Origin of the sequence: Mesobacillus foraminis (assembly GCF_004340465.1) — a bacterium.
Classification (GTDB): Bacteria; Bacillota; Bacilli; order Bacillales; family Cytobacillaceae; genus Mesobacillus_B; species Mesobacillus_B foraminis.
The window spans coordinates 222,448-239,323 of the sequence record NZ_SLVV01000005.1; the positions used below are offsets into that span (position 1 = coordinate 222,448).

General features: G+C 44.1%; 14 protein-coding genes. All 14 read right to left on the bottom strand.

The genetic code is table 11. From position 1 onward, the window contains the following. Positions 1-35: 35 nt before the first annotated feature. Positions 36-1,595: a ribonuclease Y gene (rny, locus tag EV146_RS09955; RefSeq protein ID WP_121609191.1), complete on the bottom strand. Its 1,560-nt coding sequence runs from the start codon at positions 1,593-1,595 to the stop codon at positions 36-38. 332 nt (positions 1,596-1,927) lie between these two features. Beyond that, positions 1,928-2,971 carry a recombinase RecA gene (gene recA / locus EV146_RS09960; protein WP_121609192.1) on the bottom strand — a complete coding sequence of 348 codons (1,044 nt, stop codon included), beginning with the start codon at positions 2,969-2,971 and terminating at the stop codon, positions 1,928-1,930. 427 nt (positions 2,972-3,398) lie between these two features. Continuing rightward, positions 3,399-4,637, bottom strand: coding sequence for a competence/damage-inducible protein A (locus EV146_RS09965; protein WP_132005400.1), 1,239 nt, complete (start codon positions 4,635-4,637; stop codon positions 3,399-3,401). 26 nt (positions 4,638-4,663) lie between these two features. Then, complete coding sequence (gene pgsA, locus EV146_RS09970; RefSeq protein WP_132005403.1) at positions 4,664-5,242, bottom strand: CDP-diacylglycerol--glycerol-3-phosphate 3-phosphatidyltransferase; 579 nt, start codon at positions 5,240-5,242, stop codon at positions 4,664-4,666. 112 nt (positions 5,243-5,354) lie between these two features. Next, the gene (locus tag EV146_RS09975) at positions 5,355-6,239 is read right to left on the bottom strand and encodes a helix-turn-helix domain-containing protein (RefSeq protein WP_132005406.1); all 885 of its coding nucleotides are present in this window, start codon (positions 6,237-6,239) and stop codon (positions 5,355-5,357) included. Positions 6,240-6,258: 19 nt separating this feature from the next. Beyond that, entirely contained in the window at positions 6,259-7,050 is a 792-nt protein-coding gene (locus EV146_RS09980; RefSeq protein ID WP_121609196.1) for a DUF3388 domain-containing protein, read from the bottom strand. A gap of 168 nt (positions 7,051-7,218) precedes the next feature. After that, complete coding sequence (locus EV146_RS09985; protein WP_121609197.1) at positions 7,219-7,476, bottom strand: DUF3243 domain-containing protein; 258 nt, start codon at positions 7,474-7,476, stop codon at positions 7,219-7,221. 99 nt (positions 7,477-7,575) lie between these two features. After that, entirely contained in the window at positions 7,576-8,298 is a 723-nt protein-coding gene (gene ymfI, locus EV146_RS09990) for an elongation factor P 5-aminopentanone reductase (RefSeq protein WP_121609198.1), read from the bottom strand. A gap of 60 nt (positions 8,299-8,358) precedes the next feature. Further along, on the bottom strand, positions 8,359-9,651 hold the full coding sequence (gene yfmH / locus EV146_RS09995; RefSeq protein WP_132005409.1) for an EF-P 5-aminopentanol modification-associated protein YfmH: 1,293 nt from the start codon (positions 9,649-9,651) through the stop codon (positions 8,359-8,361). After that, positions 9,651-10,928 carry an EF-P 5-aminopentanol modification-associated protein YfmF gene (gene yfmF / locus EV146_RS10000; RefSeq protein ID WP_132005412.1) on the bottom strand — a complete coding sequence of 426 codons (1,278 nt, stop codon included), beginning with the start codon at positions 10,926-10,928 and terminating at the stop codon, positions 9,651-9,653. Before yfmF ends, yfmH begins: the two co-directional genes overlap by 1 nt. A gap of 1,003 nt (positions 10,929-11,931) precedes the next feature. Then, a complete protein-coding gene (locus EV146_RS10005; RefSeq protein WP_121609201.1) occupies positions 11,932-12,891 on the bottom strand; it encodes an ABC transporter permease in 960 nt (319 codons plus the stop codon). Then, positions 12,892-13,938, bottom strand: coding sequence for an ABC transporter permease (locus EV146_RS10010; RefSeq protein ID WP_121609202.1), 1,047 nt, complete (start codon positions 13,936-13,938; stop codon positions 12,892-12,894). It abuts the gene before it with no gap. Further along, positions 13,931-15,466: an ABC transporter ATP-binding protein gene (locus EV146_RS10015; RefSeq protein ID WP_132005415.1), complete on the bottom strand. Its 1,536-nt coding sequence runs from the start codon at positions 15,464-15,466 to the stop codon at positions 13,931-13,933. Before EV146_RS10015 ends, EV146_RS10010 begins: the two co-directional genes overlap by 8 nt. 265 nt (positions 15,467-15,731) lie before the next feature. Then, a complete protein-coding gene (locus tag EV146_RS10020) occupies positions 15,732-16,844 on the bottom strand; it encodes a BMP family lipoprotein (protein ID WP_132005418.1) in 1,113 nt (370 codons plus the stop codon). Positions 16,845-16,876 lie beyond the last annotated feature (32 nt).

Below are 16,876 nucleotides of genomic sequence, written 5' to 3' on the forward strand. Positions count from 1 at the left end.
AGTCCAAACATAAAAAGCGGTGCATGAGCACCGCTTTATTTTGCGTATTCAACTGCCCTCGTCTCACGGATGACAGTAACTTTTATATGGCCTGGATAATCCAGTTCCTCTTCAATCTTCTTCCTGATGTCGCGGGCAAGGCGATGTGCCTGCAGGTCATCAATCTGATCAGGTTTAACCATAATCCGGATTTCCCGTCCTGCCTGGATGGCAAAGGATTTATCAACGCCCTCATAGGATTCAGAGATTTCCTCAAGTCTTTCAAGGCGTCGAATATAGTTCTCAAGCGCCTCACTGCGAGCCCCTGGTCTGGCAGCCGATAAAGCATCTGCTGCAGCGACCAGCACTGCGATGACAGAAGTCGGTTCAGAATCCCCATGATGGGAAGCAATGCTGTTGACAACAACTGGATGCTCCTTATACTTGGTAGCAAGCTCTACACCGATTTCCACATGGCTTCCTTCCACTTCATGGTCAATGGCTTTCCCAATATCATGCAAAAGCCCTGCACGGCGCGCCAGTGTTTCATCCTCGCCGAGTTCAGCTGCTAATAATCCTGAAAGCTGAGCAACCTCCATAGAGTGCTTAAGGACATTTTGGCCGTAACTTGTACGGTATTTCAAGCGTCCAAGAATTTTAATCAAGTCAGGATGAAGTCCGTGTACACCCACTTCAAATGTGGTTTGTTCACCGACCTCGCGAATATGCTCATCCACTTCCCGTCTCGCCTTTTCAACCATTTCCTCAATTCTTGCCGGGTGAATCCTTCCATCCTGGACTAGCTTATCAAGCGCTAATCTTGCCGTTTCGCGGCGAATCGGATCGAAACCGGAAAGAATGACGGCTTCTGGAGTATCGTCGATGATCAAGTCGATTCCTGTCAGTGTTTCCAGGGTCCGGATATTCCGTCCCTCACGTCCAATGATTCGGCCTTTCATTTCATCGTTAGGAAGGTTGACAACAGAAACTGTTGTTTCAGCAACATGGTCAGCAGCACAACGCTGAATGGCAAGAGATAATAATTCTTTTGCCTTCTTGTCGGATTCTTCCTTCGCCCTGTTTTCGTTTTCCTTGATCATGACAGCGATGTCGTGAGCAAGCTCTTTCTCCGTACGTTCTAAAATGATGGATTTTGCCTCATCACGCGTTAAGCTCGAGATGCGTTCCAGCTCAGTTTGCTGTGCCCGAACCATATCGTCCACTTTGCTTTCCTTCTGTTCAATATGCTGTTGTCTTTGGTTTAGAGAGTCATCTTTCTTCTCCAAAAGAATTTCCCGTTTATTCAACGATTCATCCTTCCGGTCAAGATTCTCCTCCTTTTGCAGTAAACGGTTTTCTTGTTTTTGAAGTTCATTTCTTCGCTCGCGCACTTCACGTTCTGCTTCCGTGCGAAGTTTGTGAATGTCATCCTTTGCTTCAAGCAGGGATTCCTTCTTCAATGCTTCCGCATCCCGCTTTGCATCCTCAAGAATCTGTTCTGCCGCATTTCTTGCCCCTGCTATTTTTGCTTCTGCAACGGATTTTCGATAAAAATAGCCAACAACTGCACCGATAATTAGGCCAAGCAAAATGGAGATGATTATTGTGAATTCCATCATTTTCACCTCCTCTTGCTATGAACTTTGTGTTACGTTTTTTAAAGTGTCGGCATGTATATTGTTTCATTATCAACATACAGCACAAAGGCTTTTAAACGTTTTATTACTATAAAAAGTAAAAATATACATTTTAATTGTATAGGTGGCATTTTTTATTGTCAAGGGTTTGTCCCCTTAGAGACCATCTCTTTCATTAAAAAGCATTGTTTTGCCAAAAGAACATGGATCCCTTGAATGATGTTATGGCCGTTCAGGCGAATAAGACAATGAACATATTATTATGGCAAAAAAGAAAGCAAAGCCGAAAGCGGCTTTGCTCTTTTGGTAGATTAAGAAAGCTCGAACTCTTCCTGATCATCCTCAGCTTCTTCCGTAATAGTCTTCTCTCCATCGAGATTATAGTGATCACGGATTTTTTGTTGAATCTCAAGACGAATAGAAGGATTCTCTTTCAGGAACAGCTTGGCATTTTCGCGTCCTTGCCCAAGCCTTTCATCATTGTAGGAGTACCAGGAGCCGCTTTTTTGGACGATGTCCAGGTCGGATCCCATGTCGATGATTTCACCTTCTTTAGAAATCCCTTCTCCATACATAATGTCTACTTCCGCTACCCGGAATGGAGGAGCAACCTTGTTCTTGACGACTTTGATTTTCGTCTTGTTCCCCACCATATCGTTCCCTTGCTTTAATGTCTCGGCACGGCGCACTTCAAGACGGACACTTGAATAGAATTTAAGGGCACGTCCACCCGGAGTTGTCTCTGGGTTACCAAACATAACGCCAACCTTTTCACGGATCTGGTTAATAAAAATGGCAATCGTCTTTGACTTGTTGATGGCACCAGAAAGCTTACGAAGGGCCTGAGACATCAAACGGGCTTGAAGACCAACGTGGGAGTCTCCCATTTCTCCTTCAATTTCAGCTTTTGGAACGAGGGCTGCAACGGAGTCGATAATAAGGATATCAACCGCGCCGCTGCGGACAAGGGCTTCTGCGATTTCAAGTGCCTGTTCACCTGTGTCCGGCTGAGATAATAATAGTTCGTCGATGTTGACTCCCAGCTTTTGAGCGTAAACAGGGTCAAGAGCATGTTCGGCATCAATGAACGCAGCCTGGCCGCCTTTTGCCTGAACCTCTGCGATCGCATGGAGGGCAACAGTAGTCTTACCCGAGCTTTCTGGTCCATAGATTTCAATTACACGGCCTCGCGGATAACCGCCTATTCCCAGTGCAACATCCAGTGCAAGGGAACCGCTTGGAGAGGTAGATACTTTGCGGTCAGTCTGCTCCCCCAGTTTCATAATTGAGCCTTTACCAAATTGTTTTTCTATCTGCTTCAACGCCATATCTAAGGCAGCTTGACGGTCACTCACTCAATTTCCTCCTTTTATATACAAATGCCCGAAATATAGAATGCCGGACACGAAAACTCTTATTTAAAACCTATCCTTACTATACCGTTTTTCTAGTGATTTGTACAGTAAAAAGTCGAACATCCATTCGTTTTTTTTACAGGGTGTTAATGGCAGAAAGCTCAATTTTAAAACAGCATTTAGAATAAAGTCCAGTGGAATCCACCGTTATATTCCGCTTTTACCCGATAGTCTGACTTTTTTAACCAAACGCCAAGGATTCATTTGAGAACAAATGAATAGTTAGAACAGTGTTTCCTATTCAGATTTACAAGTATCCCTGGCTTTCCTACATAAATACTGGAAAACTGCACGCCCTGCATAAGAAAAAGACTGATATCAAAAGCAACTTGCCCTTTTGTATCAGCCTTCCTGTATAGACCGCCTCTTATCCTTTTAGACTATTGATAAGCAGGTGGCATCCGTATTTTACCGCTCTGGTCCGGTTGATTCCCCTTGAACCGGATAGGAGAAGTTTTTCAACCCTCGCCGGCTTCCCATTCATATGAATGCCAATGAACACAGTTCCAGCCGGATGTCCTTCGAGTTCATCAGGACCCGCAACACCAGTAAAGCTAATGCCAATATCAGCACCCAGCAGCCTGGCAGCATTTTCGGCAAGCTCCCTCGCACACTGTTCGCTCACGGCTCCATATTCGTCAATTGTTTCTTTTTTTACTTGGAGCATGTTGATCTTCGCTTCATTCGTATAGCAGACCACACCGCCTTTAAATAGCCCGCTTGCACCAGGCAGCGAAGTCATTTCCTGCTGGAACATGCCCCCTGTCAAACTTTCAGCAGCAGCTACCGCCATGCCTTTTGCCTTCAAAAGCTTTGAAAGCTCCAGCATAAGAGAGGTATCGTCATATCCGTAGAGATGATGTCCTACTCTTTCCATTATTTTTGCTTCCATCTCATCGATCAGGCTGATTGCAGCTGCTTCCGACTCATGCATTGCTGTGAGTCTGATGGTCACTTCCGATTCAGAAGCGAGCGGGGCAATGGTTGGGTTGCTTTGACTTTCGATCAAATCCTCCAGCCTAGTCTCCAAAGCTGCTTCCCCGATTCCAAAGAAGCGGAGAACTCTGGAAACAATTTTTGCCTGCTGTTCCATTTTGGCCATAATTGCCGGAATGCCGTAAGCTGCGAACATGGGCTCCATTTCAAAAGGCGGCCCCGGCAGGAGCATATAATGGTGCGAATCTTTCGAGTAAAGCATCCCCGGTGCCATTCCATTATCATTCTTGAGGACCTGTGAACCCTTCAGGACCAAAGCCTGCTTCTTATTATTATCGGTCATCACCCTGTTATTGCGGCTGAAGTAAGCCTCAATCGAGCTCATTGCGTCTTCGTCCATCGCCAGCTCCACCCCAAGGTGCTTTGCAATGGTTTCCTTTGTGAGGTCGTCCTTTGTTGGACCAAGACCTCCTGTAAAAATAATCAGTTCTGAACGCTTATCGGCAATTTCCAGCGCTTTTTTGACTCGATCCGGATTGTCCCCCACCACTGTATGGTAGTAAACATTTACACCAATTCCGGCCAATTGGGCTGATAGGTACCGTGCATTCGTGTTATTAATTTGCCCTAGCAGCAATTCGGATCCTACTGCAATGATTTCTGCATTCATACGTCTACCCCGCTTCTATAGCTTGTTTATTTCGAGTTTTGGAAGACTCCCTTATTTTTATTAAAGTAATCCCAGCCAGACCAGACCGTGAAAATTAACGCTACCCAAAGGGCAATGTCAGCAAAAGGAATGGAGATCATTTCAAAAATGATATTGTGGAGCAGCAAGGCAGATATGGCAATGATCTGCGCCCAGGTTTTAATTTTACCCAGCATATTTGCTGCAACCACTTCTCCACCCTCTGCAAGGATTGCCCGAAGGCCGGTTACAGCGAATTCCCTGAAAATGATGATGATCACAATCCAGGAAGCAGCCAGTTCCAATTCCACCAGGACAATGAGAGCAGCGGATACGAGCAGTTTATCGGCAAGCGGATCCAGGAACTTGCCCAGATTTGTTACAAGATTGTATTTGCGGGCATAATATCCATCAACCCAGTCTGTGGTAGAAGCAAAAATAAAAATGAGCGCTCCTATAAGATGAGTGACAGGCATTTCCGCTCCGAGCAGGGAAATCTGTCCCCACTTGAAAGGAGCAAGCATAACCACCAGAAACACTGGGATGAGAATGATGCGGGATATGGTGATTTTATTAGGTATATTCATTTAATTGCCTCCACAACAAAAATATGAGCTTAAGCCGCTGTGTCCAATCTATATGCTTGGGCTTCAGACTCTTGTAAGACAAGCGAAAAAATAGCCACCATGAAGATGACTATTATTCGCTTTTAGTATAGCGTATGGTAATATCCTGCCTGGTACTGTCTGCAGGCGGATTTTCAAATTCAAGCTTCTCCCCATTTACATAGATTTCAGTATCTGGAGCAAAGCCCACAATAATGGTCGCCTCTGATTCATTCGTTAAATCAAAGGTTTGGCTTTCCGTTTTCCCTTTTTCCAAAGTTCCCTGGAACAGCGACTTTCCGGAGCCGTTGCTTATGCCAACCCAGCTTGCACCGGTTGAGGCCACCTTCAGTTCGAAAGCCTCTGCATTCTTTAACTCATAAACAGTCTGAATGCCGTTCTTTTCCGCGACAGCCAGTTCCTGTTCCGGCTTTTCAGGCTCCTCGGCAGCTTCTTCCTTTTCATCTTGAGCAGGCTCGTCCGAATTGGCATTATCCTTTGGCTCTGTTTCTTCAACCTTTTTTGTTTCTTCAATGTTGACTGGGTTGTTGCCTTCATTTACAGGGCTCTTCGCATCATCATCCGCACTCTTTACAATGAGGTACCAGACTAATACAATGACACCAAGGATCACAATCCCAATCAAAAGCTTTGGTAGCAAATCCAATACTTTGGAAGCTCCCGGGGAAAGGTTTTTCCGGGATTGTACACGGGAAAGCTGCTCCGGCAAATCTTCATTATAAGTAGTCGGAATTTCATTTTTGTATTGGTCGAAGATTTCATCCGGATCAAGACCGACCGCTTCCGCATATTGTTTAATGAATGCACGGACATAGAATTTCCCCGGCATCATTGTGTAGTTGCCTTCCTCAATGCCTACAAGATACCGCTTCTGAATTTTTGTTATATCCTGCAGTTCATCAAGGCTCAGACCTTTGTTTTCCCTCTCCTCTTTTAAGCGCACTCCTAACTCTGTCACAATAACACCTTCCAATTAATTAAAAATCGAATCCACCGAAATCCGAATCTGCAAACATATTGTTTTGCTGAACCACGTCATAAACGATTTCTTCATCCGGATCATTTCGGAGTTCAATAATATAATCAAAATCATTGATTGTATATTCAGTATTCTGAACAAATATATCCGGATGTTCCACTACCTTGACTGCGGGCATTCTCATAATTTCCCTGACCAGCTGCCAATGCCGCTCATTGGCCCTTCTTGTCGAAACAATCCCGTCAAGGATGTACAGATTGTCTGCATTGTATTCGTCTTCGATCAGCTGGTTTCGGATTGTTTGCTTTAACAGGGTGGAAGATACAAACAGCCATCTTTTGTTTGCACACACACTGGCAGCGACAACCGACTCTGTCTTTCCAACCCTCGGCATGCCCCTGATGCCAATCAGCTTATGTCCTTCCTGCTTAAACAATTCTGCCATAAAATCGACCAGTAGTCCAAGTTCATTGCGTACGAACCGGAAAGTTTTTTTATCATCGGCATCCCTTTGAATATACCGGCCATGCCTCACCGCCAAACGGTCCCTGAGCTTCGGCTCACGAAGCTTTATTACTTTTATCGTGTCCATTGTATGTAAAATTGACTCCAGCCTGACAATTTGTTCATCATTTTTCGCAAGAATCAGCAGTCCCCGCCTGCCTTGGTCGACCCCGTTAATCGTGACGATATTGATGGCAAGCATCCCAAGCAAGGAAGAGATGTCCCCCAGAAGGCCGGGCCGGTTCTTCTGTATTTCATATTCTAAATACCACTCTTTCTTCTCCATCAAAACCCTCCTTAATAATAAAGCGGAGGCGGCTCCTGTGCCGCAATGACCTCATCGTTTGTCTAGCTTCTATAATAAATGATTTTGGTAGAAGATGAAAGAAAAAGCATGAAAAGGAAAGGCAGCAAACAAAAAGAGAGGCCAAGCCCCTCTTTTGTCCAGCTTTTATTATCTTGTGCCATTATTTTGAACAAGCTTCACCATCATGCTGGCAATCGCATGCTGTTCTTCTTTGTTCGCAACTGACCATAGATCAGCAAGAACGCGCTCTTGTTCATTTTTGGGATCGACATTCCTGGCTAGGTAGTCTCCTACCTGATAAGCTAAATCTGTAATAACATTGCTGTTCATACCGTCATCCTGGGCTCTGTTCAGACGGTCACCCAGATAGTCTTTCCATTGTCCCCAGTTATCTAATACAGACATGTTTTGAACCTCCTTTTAAAGTGTTCAAAGTTATTTTGCATTGCCTGTACTCAAAATATGCATGTATGAGCAGAGGGGGAAAAATTTTCACCCAAAGGATCAAATATGCCACCCGCCATTAATGGAAAGTATCTGCCCTGTTATATAGTCCGCCTTTTCAGATAAAAGAAATTCAACTCCATGGGCAATATCTTCAGGAGTCCCTAATCGGGCGACAGGAATCTCATTCTTCACGGCGTCCAATTCATCCGGAGAAAAACTGGAGAGCATAGGCGTTTCAATCGCCCCTGGAGCCACCCCGTTCACCCTGATTCCAGAGGGTGCCAGCTCCTTGCTTAAAGCCTTTACAAATGAAATTTGAGCACCCTTAACCGTGGAATAGACTACTTCGTTTGCCGCTCCGGTTTGACCCCATATGGAGGTGATGGCAACGATCGATCCGGCTTTTTTGCTGATCAGCTTTGGAAGCAGCAATTTAGTCAGCAATAGCGGTGAAGTCACATGTACTTGTATTAACCTGGCCACTTCTGCTTCCTCAACATCCTGGAGGAGTCCATATAATGCATGGCCAGCATTGTGGACAATTCCGTCAAGAGAGAAAACCTGAGATGCCAGCTCTTTATAGCCAGATGGGGAGGAAAGATCCGCTTTAATAGGGATATAATCACCTTTATATACATCAAGCCGGGAGAGCAGGCTTAGGATTTCCTTGTGGTTTTGATTGTAATGAACATATAGGGAAAATCCTTCGGCTGCCAGCTTCAAGGCGATGGCCTGTCCTATTGCTCCGCTTGCCCCTGTGATCAGAATAAATTTCTTCATGCTTTTTCTCCTCTTTTTAACTTAAACTAAAATGGCGCCGGCAGCATGCCGGCGCTTCATTTATTTGTTTTTTGGGACCACTTGGCAAATGGTAAACCGTTTTTCATCAATAATGCTTCCTGCGGATTCCTGGACATCTTTTACCGTGATCTTTTCCAGCATCGGCACTACATCAAATAGATCCATTTCATTAAAAGCATAGCGTGTAAACTGATTCGCTATAAATTCTGGAGAATTGATGGATCTTAAAAATCCCCCAATTTTCTTTTTTCTGGCCCTTTCCAGATTATCCTCATTGATTATAGAACCTTGTTTGGCATCCAGAAGCATCGCTGTGAGTTTTTCACCAAGCTTTTCAGGATCCGGCGTATCTCCTCCAACGATGGCAAAACCAAAGCCTTGTTCCTGGGTGTAATCATATGAAAACGAGTCATCAATTAACCCTTCATTATACAGTTCAGTATAATGATCGGAACTTTTCCCAAAGAGAATATCTAGCAAAATGTTAACCGAAAGCTCCTGCTTCAGCATCTCGGAACCAGTCAAAGTGGAAGGAGGCGACTTAATGCCAACTAAACATTTCGGTGTCTGCACATTCATTTGGAGGACTTGCTTCTTTTTAGCCGACTCTTCTATTTCCTGACCAAAACGGCGCTGAATTTCGGGCTTTGCTGTATAGTCCTTTTTCTCCTGGTTGGATTTAATTTGGTTCATGATGGCTTCTGGCTCAATTGCCCCTACTACAAACAGCAGCATATTGCTCGGATGGTAAAAAGTTTCATAGCACTCATAAAGCATATCTTTTGTGATATGTGATATGGATTCAATTGTACCGGCAATATCGATTTTAACCGGATGGTTTTGATACATATTCTCAATAACCCCAAAGTATAAACGCCAATCTGGATTATCATCATACATGGTGATTTCCTGGCCAATAATTCCTTTTTCTTTTTCCACCGTTTTTTCCGTAAAATAAGGGTCCTGTACGAAATCAATCAGGGTCTCAAGGTTTCTTTCCACATTTGAGGTACTTGAAAATAGATAGGCTGTTCTTGTAAATGATGTAAATGCGTTGGCAGACGCTCCCTGACGGCTGAATTGCTGAAAAACATCCCCATCTGCTTTTTCGAACAATTTATGCTCAAGAAAATGGGCAATTCCATCGGGAACCTTTACAAATTCCTGCTTCCCAAATGGCATGAAATGATTATCAATTGAACCGTATTTCGTTGTAAAAGTAGCGTATGTCTTATTAAAACCTTTCTTTGGAAGGATATATACATCCAGTCCGTTAGCTAATTTTTCATAATACAATTCTTCCTGAAGCTGATCGAAAGCAATTTTCTCCATTATTCCCCAGCCTCCATTCCAGTTAAGAAGTAGATGGTATCAAGGTTCACTTTGTTTGCCACTGCGATGATATCATCCTTTGTTGATTCCTGCATCCCCTTCATCCATTGGTCAAGAGGAACATTGATCTTGGATACTACATTGTGGTATAAAATTTCAACCATCCCTCTGGCCGTATCAAGGGTCTCCAGCATTTGATTCTCAATGACGGCCTTAGTCTGTTCAATTTCTTCATCTGTAAAATCGCCTGAACGCATTGCATCCATCTGTTCTTTGATGATGTTTACAGCCAGCTCAAAGTTCTTGAATTCAATTCCTGACATGACCATCATTAATCCTTTGTGGCTTTCTAACCTGGAAGCAACATAATAGGCAAGGCTGGCTTTCTCCCTCACATTGTGGAACAGCTTCGAATGGGAAAACCCTCCGAAAATCCCATTAAAGACCTGCAGGGCATAGTAATCAGGATCTCCATACTTTATATGAGTGCGATAGCCTATGTTTAACTTGCCTTGCTTGACATCCTGCTCTTCTTTAACGACCTTTTCCTCGCGGCGGACGCCATCAAGTGAATTGGAATCCTGAGGAACACGATCTGCGAACTCAAACAAGGAAGCAGCTGTTGTTTCCACTTCTTCAGGAGAGACATCCCCGATTACGTAAAGATCCAGCTCATCCTCGGCAAAAGCTTTTTGATAATATTCAAAAAGGGATACTTCAGAAATGTCATCAACCTGATCCAGCTCCCCATTTGCGTGTAGGGCATATGGCTCCCCTGAACACATTTCCTGTACAAGCCGGAAGCTGGAATACCGCATTTTATCATCGTTAACAGAATGAATCCGCTGCTTTAACGTGCGTTTTTCCTTCTCAACTGTTTCACCGTCAAACGCATTGTTCTTAATAAGTGGATTCTTAATAATTTCAGCCAGCAGTTCCAGTCCCTTTTTTAGGAGCGGAGTCTGGTCGCTTAAGAACTTTTCATTTGCAACTTCTACTGAGATGGAGATAATTTGATATTCTCCTTTTTTGGATACATCCACAAACATACTGGCCCCGTATAAATCATCCAGGTAGGATCTTAAGGCTGCAGTTGAGGGATAATTTGCCGTACTGCTCTGCAGGACATAAGGGAGAAGCGCACGCTTGGTTACTGACTCTTTTGATAAAGGCGCCTTCATTTTCCATACCATTGTGTTTGTTTTGTATTTATCCGATTTTACAATATGAAGCTTATAGCCCTTCATATCTTTTATAGCTTCAGAAATCACTCCCATATGGGTCCTCCTTTTTATTCAGGTGCCTTAAGCAGGCAATGAATGGTTTATCTGTTTTACCTACAAAGCTTTGATTAATACATCTTATGTATTTCCTTCAAAGGTTATATTTTTATCTTTTCCTTTGTATAAGAACCTATTCCCACTATACCTTTCTGTTTTCCATAATTACAAGTAAATGGGCCTCTTTTCGCCCAATTTCTGGATAAATTAATAGCTTCCTTTATAGAAGAAGCTTGAAAAGGAAGCTAGTTATTGCTTTTTTTCATTGAGATCGCTTAATGATTAATGGCAAAGTTTTTCCTTTGAGACTGGTACAAAAGCTTGTCCTCAAATAGAAAACCTAATTGATTTGGATCATCATGCCTTGCATTTTTAATTATTCCTATAAAAAGCACGAAAAAACCCAGGTTTTCCACCTGGGTTTTTGTAAAACACACTATGTGCTTGATCACCGTTCGCAAGAGGACGTCTCAGGATAGTTGGCGATTCCGCTTTTCTACTTGTCCAGCTCCATCGCCTAGCCCCTCGGGTCATAAGACACTTCCCTTCAGAAGGCAAAGAACGCCTTCCTGAGGGGCATGTCTTATGCCTGTCTGACTTGCACAGGACGTGCTGACGTCAACGTTCGCCACAGGACGTGGCGGGTTTTAGTTGACGGTCCTTAATACAGGGCGATTCCGCTTTTCTACTTGTCCAGCTCCTCCGCCTAGCCCCTCGGGTCATAAGCCACTTCCCTTCAGAAGGCAAAGAACGCCTTCCTGCGGGAATCGTCTTATGCCTGTCAGGGCTGAACAGGCGATTCCGCTTTTCTTTTGTCCAGCTCCTCCGCCTAGCCCCTCGGGTCATAAGCCATTCCCCTTCTGAAGGCAAAGAACGCCTTCCTGCGGGGACTGTCTTATGCCTGTCTGACTTGCACAGGACGTGCTGACGTCAACGTTCGCCACAGGACGTGGCGGGTTTTAGTTGACGGTCCTTTATACAAGGCGGATCCGCTTTTCTTTTACCTGCTACCCTTTATATAGTGCGTTCCGGATGCCTTTGGCGCATCTGCGCGTCCGATAAAGCCTGTCAACGCCAGGATTGTCAATACATACGGTGCAATTAACAAGTATACATTTGGAATGTTCTCGAGGAAAGGCAGGCTCTTTCCGATGATACTCAAGCTCTGTGCAAAACCGAAGAAAATCGCTGCACCCATCGCTCCCAGCGGATGCCACTTTCCGAAGATCATCGCCGCCAGCGCCATAAAGCCTTGTCCGCTGATGGTTGCGTGACTGAAGTCAGAAGAAATGGACTGAGCATATACAGCACCGCCTAGTCCTCCTAACGCTCCAGAGAGAATGACTCCGATATATCGCATTTTTGTTACATTGATACCCATTGTATCGGCTGCCATCGGATGCTCCCCGACCGAACGGAGGCGCAGGCCAAACGGTGTCTTGTAGATAACAAACCATACAATTATCGCGATAATAATCGCAACATAGGATGTCCAGTACGTATTCGAAAAGAACAAATCGCCGATCACTGGAATGCTGCTTAATACCGGAATGTCAATTTTGCTAAACCCTTCCTGGATAATGTCTGTTTGTCCTTTATCATAGATCAATTTTACCAGGAACAAAGTTACCCCTACTGCAAGGAGATTGATAGCAACCCCCGAAACGGTATGATCGGCTCGGAAGGTGATCGATGCTACGGCATGCAGCATGGAAAATACCGCTCCCGCAGCCATCGCAACCAAAAGGGCAACCCATGGAGTCATATTTCCAAGAGTATCAACAGTACTGAGATTGAAAACAATGGCTGTAAAGGCGCCGATTACCATCAAGCCTTCGAGCCCGATGTTAACAACCCCGGATCTTTCGGAGAATATACCACCTAATGCAGTGAGAATAAGTGGTGCTGCCCAAAGTAAAGTAGATGGGATAATAATTAAAAGGATATCCATCAAGCCCACTTATTTCACCCCCTTCTTGCTCATTCTTTGAATGAACCATCGAATAATATAGCTTGAAGCAACAAAGAAAATTATAAGGGCAATTATGATATCGACCAATTCGTTTGGAATACCAGCTTCAAGCGGCATGTTCAATGCGCCGACCTTCAGGCTTCCAAAAAGAAATGCCGCAAGAACTACACCGATTGCTGTATTTCCTCCCAGTAGAGCCACAGCGATACCATCGAAGCCGACTCCTGTAAATCCGCTCTTGATTGCTGTATAGCCGAATGTTCCCAGACCTTCCATAGCACCTGCGAGCCCTGCAAAAGTCCCGGAAATAACCATTGATAAAATAATATTATTCTTTACGTTCATACCTGCATATTGTGAAGCGTGCTCGTTAAATCCTACTGCTCGAAGTTCAAACCCTTTTGTCGTTTTTTCAAGGATAAACCACATCAGAATGGCACAGATGACGGCTATAAATATTCCCCAGTGAAGACGGGAATACTCTGTCAAACCCTCAAAGAATGGAGATCGGAGGGAAGCAGTGTCTGCAATATTTTCTGAACGTTCTTTTCCTTCTGATAAAACTGTACGAATTACATTATTGGTCACATGAAGTGCCACATAGTTCATCATGATGGTTACGATAACCTCATGGACCCTGAACTTAGCCTTTAGATAACCAGGTATAAAGGCCCATAATGCACCAGCAGCTGCCGCAGCAAGAATGGCGAGCGGCAGGTGAATGACTTTAGGCAGATCGAAGGATACCCCTACCCAGACGGCTGCAAGCCAGCCAACGATCAGCTGTCCCTCTACCCCGATATTGAATAGTCCTGTCCTAAATGCAAAAGCTACAGCAAGACCAGCAAGGATATAGGGGGTAACCTGTCGAATGACTTCACCCGTAAAGTAAACATCTCCAAATGCACCATTCCATAGTGCGGTATAGCCCGCTGCCGCATCGTATCCGCTGGCAACCATGATAATCGTCCCTACCAGGATTCCCAGCAGGACGGCTATGACAGGGACAAGTATATTTTTCGTCCGGTTAGACATTCGTTTCTTCACCTGCTTCCTTCCGCTTCGAACCGGCCATCAGAAGCCCCAGCTCCTGCTCCGTCGTTTCTTTTGGATTCACAATAGCCACAATCTCGCCTTCGTATATAACCGCAATCCGGTCACTCACATTCATAATTTCATCTAATTCAAACGAAATGAGAAGTACTGCTTTCCCTTTATCCCGCTGTTCAATCAGGCGTTTATGGATGAATTCAATTGCTCCTACATCCAGTCCTCGCGTCGGCTGAGCCGCTATAAGGATTTCCGGGTCTCTGTCAACTTCCCTGCCTATGATAGCCTTCTGCTGGTTTCCGCCTGACAGGGCCCTTGCAGGAGTAAATTCATTGGGAGTGCGGACATCATACTCTTTAATTAACTTCCGTGCCTTATCATAGATATTCTTAAAATTCATAACCCCTGACTTGGAGAAAGGACTTTTATAATAGGTTTGAAGAACCATATTTTCCCCAATCGGATAATTCAAAACGAGGCCATGTTTGTGCCGATCCTGGGGAATGTGAGCCAATCCGGATTCTGTAATCTTTCTTGGAGTAAGGTTCAGTATTTCCTTGCCCTTAATTTTTACGCTGCCGCTTTCCGCTTTGCGCAGCCCTGTAATCGCCTCGATCAATTCGGTTTGTCCGTTTCCATCCACCCCTGCAATCCCTACGATTTCACCTGCCCGAACAGACAGGTCTAGACCCCTGACAGCCTGGACTCCCCTGGAATCCTTCACAGCCAGTCCTTTGATTTTCAGAACATCGCCGGCAGGATTGGCTTCTGATTTATCAGTGGTAAAAACAACATCCCGGCCGACCATCAAGCTGGCCAGTTCGTTTGGATTTGTTTCGCTGACGTTTACAGTGCCAATTCCTTTCCCTTTGCGAATAACAGTGACACGATCACAAACTTCCATAATTTCTTTCAGTTTATGGGTAATAAGGATGATGGATTTTCCTTCTTTTATCAAAGTCCGTAAAATCTGAATCAGTTCTTTAATCTCCTGAGGGGTCAAAACAGCCGTCGGTTCATCGAAAATAAGGATTTCCGCACCGCGATACAGCGTTTTCAAAATTTCAACACGCTGCTGCATACCAACAGATATGTCTGAAATCTTGGCCTGCGGGTCAACTGCAAGACCATAGCGTTCTGAAATTTTCCTGACTTCCTCTTCGGCAGTTCGAATATCGATTACTCCGCCTTTGGTTGTTTCCATGCCGAGAATAATATTTTCCGTAACGCTAAAGGTGTCAACCAGCATAAAATGCTGATGAACCATCCCAATTCCAAGATCATTTGCAATATTGGGATTTGTAATATTAACAGGTTTTCCTTTGACTTTTATTTCTCCTTGTTCTGGCTGATAAAGGCCGAATAAAACATTCATCAAAGTTGATTTACCTGCTCCATTTTCGCCAAGAAGCGCATGGATTTCCCCTTTTTTTACTTGCAGTGTAATATTGTCGTTTGCGACAAAGCCCGAGAATTCTTTACGAATATTGAGCATTTCAATAACATATTCCACTTGTTTGCTTCACTCCCCACATTAGGTAGAAAAAGATAGTAGTAAGAGGTCTTACCTCAATTACATGCAAAAAATGGGGTTTCCCCCTGAAAACCTTAAATGAAAAGCAGAACGTTTTCTGCTCTTCAGTTAGGGTTTTGCTGGCATCTTAGTCCCCATTCATAGTTTTACTGAAAGGAATAAGATGCAATGTGCACCTTATTCCTTTCAGGTAAAGTGATCCAGCTGCATGCAAGGAAGATCCTTATGAGCCAGTTGGTTTATTTTATTTTACAGAGAAGTTTTTAAGATCCTTTAAAGTCCCCGGAACTGTGATATCTCCATTTTTGATTTTTTCTTCAAATTCTTTAACTTTAGCTTCAATGTCAGCTTTCGCAGCCACTTCATCATTGATTTTAGCCAGGCCTACGCCATCTTCAGCCAAACCGTATACAGTTGTTTCTCCGCCAGGGAAATTTCCTTCCTTAGCTTTTGTAGAAAGGTCTTTAACTGCAACATCTACACGTTTTAGAGCAGAAGTGATGATCACATTATGTTTTTTCCCGTCAATTGTCACTACACCTTCTGCTTCCTGGTCTGAGTCAACCCCGATTGCCCAGTAGTTTTTAGAAGGATTCTTCATCTTTAAGTCGCGAGCTTCTTTGAATAGTCCGTTACCAGTTGCACCAGCTGCGTGGAAAATGACGTCTGTTCCAGAAGAATACATTCTAGAAGCGATGGATTGTCCAATTTCTGCTTTGTCAAATGCCTCTGCATACTGAACATCTACGTTTGCATCTGCGTTTACAGCTTTGACTCCGGCAAGGAAACCAGCTTCAAAGCGTTCGATAACCTCACTCTTCATTCCGCCGATAAAACCAATTTTATTGGATTCTGTTGCAAGTCCCGCTGCAACTCCAGCCAGGAAAGATGCCTCCTGCTCTTTGAAAAGGACGCTTGCAACGTTGGGCTGTTCTACTACACTATCGACGATACCGAAGTGAGCATCTTTTTGCTGCCCTGCGATCTCATTTACAGCCTCTGCCATCATAAACCCAATACCAAATACTAGGTTGAAATCTTGGCGAGCCAGGGAATTAAGGTTAGTTGTATAATCAGCATCTGATTGAGATTGTAAGTAATTGTATCCGTCCTGGCCTTTTTCGAGACCATTTTCTTCACCAAATTCCTGGATTCCTTTCCAGGCGGATTGGTTGAAGGATTTATCATCAATTCCTCCGACATCTGTAACCATGGCTACTTTGAATGTCTCTTCTGTGTTTTTGCCATTGTCACCAGTGGTTTCGTCTTTTTTTGCGTCATTGTTGCCACAAGCGCCAAGGATTGTTCCAGCAGCCAGTACAAGCGACAGAGCTAAACCAAATTTTCGCTTTTTCAAGTTTGGTACCCCCTAAGGATTGTTTGGTCGAT

What these genes read in the sequence shown, in the direction of transcription:
- yfmF (WP_132005412.1), bottom strand. Translation starts at nt 10,928, where the DNA reads ATGGGAGTGATTTCTGAAGCTATAAAAGATATGAAGGGCTATAAGCTT.
- yfmH (WP_132005409.1), bottom strand. Translation starts at nt 9,651, where the DNA reads ATGGAGAAAATTGCTTTCGATCAGCTTCAGGAAGAATTGTATTATGAA.
- EV146_RS09980 (WP_121609196.1), bottom strand. Translation starts at nt 7,050, where the DNA reads ATGGAGAAGAAAGAGTGGTATTTAGAATATGAAATACAGAAGAACCGG.
- ymfI (WP_121609198.1), bottom strand. Translation starts at nt 8,298, where the DNA reads ATGAAGAAATTTATTCTGATCACAGGGGCAAGCGGAGCAATAGGACAG.
- rny (WP_121609191.1), bottom strand. Translation starts at nt 1,595, where the DNA reads ATGGAATTCACAATAATCATCTCCATTTTGCTTGGCCTAATTATCGGT.
- EV146_RS10010 (WP_121609202.1), bottom strand. Translation starts at nt 13,938, where the DNA reads ATGTCTAACCGGACGAAAAATATACTTGTCCCTGTCATAGCCGTCCTG.
- pgsA (WP_132005403.1), bottom strand. Translation starts at nt 5,242, where the DNA reads ATGAATATACCTAATAAAATCACCATATCCCGCATCATTCTCATCCCA.
- EV146_RS09985 (WP_121609197.1), bottom strand. Translation starts at nt 7,476, where the DNA reads ATGTCTGTATTAGATAACTGGGGACAATGGAAAGACTATCTGGGTGAC.
- EV146_RS09965 (WP_132005400.1), bottom strand. Translation starts at nt 4,637, where the DNA reads ATGAATGCAGAAATCATTGCAGTAGGATCCGAATTGCTGCTAGGGCAA.